The sequence below is a fragment of the Phenylobacterium sp. genome (genome assembly GCF_031181185.1).
Classification (GTDB): domain Bacteria; phylum Pseudomonadota; class Alphaproteobacteria; order Caulobacterales; family Caulobacteraceae; genus Phenylobacterium.
The window spans coordinates 1-4,484 of the sequence record NZ_JAPSKZ010000240.1 but is presented as its reverse complement, the minus strand read 5'-3'; the positions used below and the strand labels follow the sequence as shown (position 1 = coordinate 4,484).

The window sequence follows — 4,484 nt, the reverse complement described above, 5'->3', positions numbered from 1 at the left end:
GCCCGGTTCTGCACCTGCGAACACTAACCTGCCAGCCAATGTCTGCTGCGCGACATAGGAACCACACCCGCCACTTCTGCGCTTCTTCCTCGCCGGGGGGTCTGTCCGCCAGATCCACGTACCGCCCGGCCCACGGCTGGGGAAGCTATCTAATTAACTCTGACGGGGGTTTGCGGATGACGGGCCGCTTCACGCCACGTTTGGCCGGCTGGCCGATCGATCCAATCGTGCGCCGCCTGCGGACGCTGAGCAAGATCTCGGAAATGGAAGAAGCGCTGGTGCGCGCGCTGTCGGACCGGCGCGAGCGGCATGCGCCGGGCGAGGAACTGATTGTCGAGGGCCAGGGCGCCCGGCGGCCTCGGTTCGTGGTCGCCGGCTGGGCCGCGCGCCAGCGGGTGCTTCCCGACGGTCGACGGCAGATCTTCAGCCTGATCCTTCCGGGCGACAGCCTGGGCCTTGCGCAGCGCAGCGCCCCGCCCGCCCCGTGGAGCGTCGTGGCGCTGACCGCGCTGGAGACCGTGGACGCCGAACCGGCGCTGGACGCCGCCAACGACGGCCGCGCGCCGGGCCTCGCCCAGGCCTTCGCCGCTAGCATGCACGAGGAAGGCCGCCTGCTGCTGGACCACATGGTGCGCCTGGGTCAGCAGACGGCCTACGAGCGCGTCGCCCATTTCCTGCTCGAGCTCCAGCGCCGGCTGCAGATCGCGGGCCTCGGCGACAGCCAGCGATTCCCGTTGCCCCTGACGCAGGAGATGCTGGCCGACACGCTGGGCCTGTCGATCGTGCACGTGAACCGCACGCTGCAGCAGCTGCGGCGCGAGCGGCTGATCGAGCTGCGCTCCGGCGTGGCGATCCTGCTGCAGCCGCAGACGCTGCGGGACGTGGCGGCCTACGAGGCCGCCCCGCCGCGGCGGCCCGCCGCCGCGCCGCCCCTGCGGCGTCAGATGGAGAGCAGCCCCGCGTAGCGCTCGCGAAGCAGGTTCTTCTGGACCTTGCCCATGGCGTTGCGCGGCAGCTCGTCGACGAAGACCACCCGCTTGGGGACCTTGTAGGCGGCGAGCTGGCGGCGCGCCTCTGCGATCATGGCCGTCTCGTCGCCGTCGCCCAGCACCACCGCCACGACGCCCTCGCCGAAGTCGGGATGCGGGACGCCGATGACGGCGCTCTCGACCACGCCCGGCAGCTCGTCGAGCACCAGCTCGACCTCCTTCGGATAGACGTTGTAGCCGCCCGAGATGATCAGGTCCTTGGCCCGGCCCGAAATCCAGACGCGGCCGTCCGGGTCCTGCCGTCCCACGTCGCCGGTGATGAAGAAGCCGTCCGGCGTGAACTCCTCCGCCGTCTTCTCGGGCATGCGCCAATAGCCCGAAAAGACGCTGGGCCCGCGGATCTGGATGACGCCCGTGTCCTCTCCGCCCCCGATCCGCAGCTCGACGCCCGGCAGCGGATAGCCGACGGAGCCCGCGATCCGATCCCCGTCCAGTGGGTTGGTCGTGATGATCACCGCCTCGCTCATGCCGTAGCGCTCCAAGATGCGCTGGCCGGTGCGGGCTTCGAACTCGGCGAAGGTGGACGGCAGCAGGGGCGCCGAGCCCGAGATGAAGACGCGGACGCCGGCGGCGGTGTCGCGGGTGAACTGCGGGTTGGCGAGCAGCCGCGTGTAGAACGTCGGCACGCCCATCATCACCGTGGCCCGGGACAAGCCCGCCAGCACCTCGGCGTCGGCGAACTTCGGCAGCCAGATCATGGGGCATCCGCTGAGCAGGGCGCAGTGGAGGGCCACGAACAGGCCGTGGACGTGGAAGACCGGGAGCGCGTGCAGCAGCACGTCGTCCGGCGTGAAGCCCCAGGCCTCGTGCAAGGCCGCCGCGTTGGCCGCCAGATTGCCGTGGCTCAGCATCGCCCCCTTGGAGCGGCCCGTGGTGCCCGAGGTGTAGATCAGAGAGGCGAGATCCGACGCAGCGCGCGGGACCGCTTGCGACAGCGGCGCGAAACCCTCGGCCCCGCGCGCGTAGCCGGGCGGATCGGTGATGAAGACGCGCGGCTCGGCGTCGGCCAGGAAGTATTCGACCTCGGCGCCCGTGTACGCCGAGTTCAGCGGCAGGAAGACGGCGCCGGCCATCAGCGTTGCGAGATAGACGACGATCACCTCGGGCGTCTTCTCCGCCTGCAGGGCGACGCGGTCGCCGGGCTGCACGCCCTCGCTCGTCAGCCGGGCGGCCGTGCGGGCGGCCGCGTCCTCGAGCCAGCCGTAGCTGAGGGCCTGGCCGTCGCTGAGCAGGAAGCAGGGCTTGGCCCGATCAGCGGGAAAGCCGCCGGCCAGCCGGTCGTACAGGTTCATCAGCCGGTGTTCCTGAGCCCCGCGGCGACGCCGTTGATGGTGAGGTGGATGCCCTGGCGCACCGCCTCCTGGTCGTCACCCGAGCGACGCCGGCGGATCAGCTCGATTTGTAGGTGGTTCAGGGGATCGATGTAGGGCAGCCGCGAGCGGATGACGGCGGCGAGGTCGGGGTTGCGCTCCAGCAGTGAGGACTGGCCGGTGATCTGGAGCACGGCGTCCGTCGTCCGCTCCCACTCGGCGCAGATCTGGTCGAAGACCGCATCGGCCAGGGCGCGGTCGTCCACGAGTCCGGCGTAGCGGCGGGCGATCGCCATGTCGCCCTTGGCCAGCACCATTTCCATGTTCGCCAGGGTGGTGGCGAAGAACGGCCAAGACTCGTGCAGCTCCTTGAGCTGGCTCATCGGGACGCCGCCCTCGGCCACCGCCGAGCCGAAGCCGTACCAGCCCGGCAGCATGGCCCGCGACTGGGACCAGGAGAACACCCACGGGATCGCCCGCAGGCCCTGGATCGTGCGCGTGGCCTGGCGCGAAGTCGGCCGGCTGCCGATGTTGAGGTCGGCGATCTCGGCGATGGGCGTGGCGGCGAAGAAGTAGTCGGCGAAGCCCGGCGTCTCGTAGACGAGGCCGCGGTAGGCGCGCATAGCGGTGCGGGCCAGCGCGTCCATGGCCTTGGTGTAGGGCGCGGCCAGGTCCTCCTCGGCCGCCTGCTTGCGCAGCGAGGCCAGGACCACTCCGGCGGTCAGAGTCTCCAGGCTCTGCCGAGCGAGCTCGGGATCGGCGTACTTGTTGGCCACCACCTCGCCCTGTTCGGTGATGCGGATGCGACCGCCGATGGTGCCCTGCGGCTGGGCGATCAGGGCCTCGAAGCTGGAGCCGCCGCCGCGGCCGACGGCGCCGCCCCGGCCGTGGAACAGCTGGAGCCGGAGGCCTACGCCGCCGACCACCGAGGCCAGGGCTCGAGACGCCTTGTGTAGCTCCCAGGTGGAGGTGAGATAGCTGCCGTCCTTGTTGGAGTCGGAATAGCCGATCATGACCTCCTGCAGGCCAGGGGCGGCGAGCAGGTCGTGGACCAGCGGGATGGCCAGGTAGCGGGCCATGGTCTTGGGCGCGGCGCGCAGGTCCTCGATGGTCTCGAACAGAGGCTCGGCGAAGATTTCGGCGCGGGGTGGCGAGCCTGGCGCGAACAGGCCCACCTCCTTCAGCAGAACATAGACCTCGAGCAGGTCGGAGACCGAGGTGGTGTTGGAGACGATGTAGGTGCGGATCGCCTCCGGCCCGTAGCGGCGCTTGATCTCGGCGGCGGCGGCCAGGGTCTCAAGTTCCCGGGCGGTCTCGTCGCCGTAGGTCGCGAACGGCGAGGCCAGCAAGCGGCCGTGGGCCAGCTCGCGCAGCAGCAGCTCGCAGCGGCGCGGCTCGTCCAGGGCCTCGTAGTCGTCGCAGACGCCGGCGGTCTTCAGGAGCTCGGCCACCACGCGCGCATGCACCGCCGAGTTCTGGCGCATGTCCAGCGTGGCCAGGTGGAAGCCGAAGACGTCCACCGCCCGGATCAGGTCGGGCAGCGGGCCTTCGGCGAAGGCCGGGCCGTGCTGGGCCAGGAGCGAGTCCAGGACCGTCTGGAGGTCGGCCCTCAGCTGGGCCGGTCCTTGGTAAGGCTCGGCCGGCGTGCTGGAGGGCCGGGGCGGCGCCTCGCCGGCCAGCAAGGGATAGGTGGCGGCCAGTCGGGCGTAGATGCCGGTCAGGGCGCGCCGGTAGGGCTCGTCCGCCCGATGCGGCGACGGATCGTGAGCGGCGTCCGCGAGCGCCTGCAGCTCGGGCGTGACGCCGGCCAGGCCGGCCGAGATCGAGAGCTCGGCGCCCAGGGCATGCACGCGATCGAGGTACAGGCGCAGCGCCGCGCGCGACTGCCGAGCCAGCGCCTGGCGCATCACCGCGGCGGTGACGAAGGGATTGCCGTCGCGGTCGCCGCCGACCCAGGAGCCGACCCGCAGGAAGCTGTTCAGGCTGTCCTCGCCCAGCACCTCGCGCCAGTGGGCGTAGAGCCGGGGCAGCGCGGCCAGGAAGCTACGCTCGAAATAGGAGACGGCGTTCTCGATCTCGTCGCTGACGGCGATCTTCACCTGCCGCAGCAGACGGGTGCGCCAGA

The 4,484-nt window shown here is 71.0% G+C and carries 3 protein-coding genes; 1 reads left to right on the top strand and 2 read right to left on the bottom strand.

From position 1 onward, the window contains the following. The first annotated feature begins 176 nt into the window (after positions 1–176). Positions 177–965 carry a Crp/Fnr family transcriptional regulator gene (locus tag RIF93_RS18915; protein WP_309093003.1) on the top strand — a complete coding sequence of 263 codons (789 nt, stop codon included), beginning with the start codon at positions 177–179 and terminating at the stop codon, positions 963–965. Here the strand turns inward: RIF93_RS18915 and RIF93_RS18910 are convergent. After that, the gene (locus RIF93_RS18910; RefSeq protein WP_309093002.1) at positions 941–2,341 is read right to left on the bottom strand and encodes an AMP-binding protein; all 1,401 of its coding nucleotides are present in this window, start codon (positions 2,339–2,341) and stop codon (positions 941–943) included. The two genes, RIF93_RS18915 and RIF93_RS18910, sit on opposite strands and share 25 nt — an antisense overlap. Continuing rightward, on the bottom strand, positions 2,341–4,484 hold a 2,144-nt coding region (gene ppc / locus RIF93_RS18905), incomplete at its 5' end, for a phosphoenolpyruvate carboxylase (protein ID WP_309093001.1). The genes RIF93_RS18910 and ppc, both read right to left, overlap by 1 nt.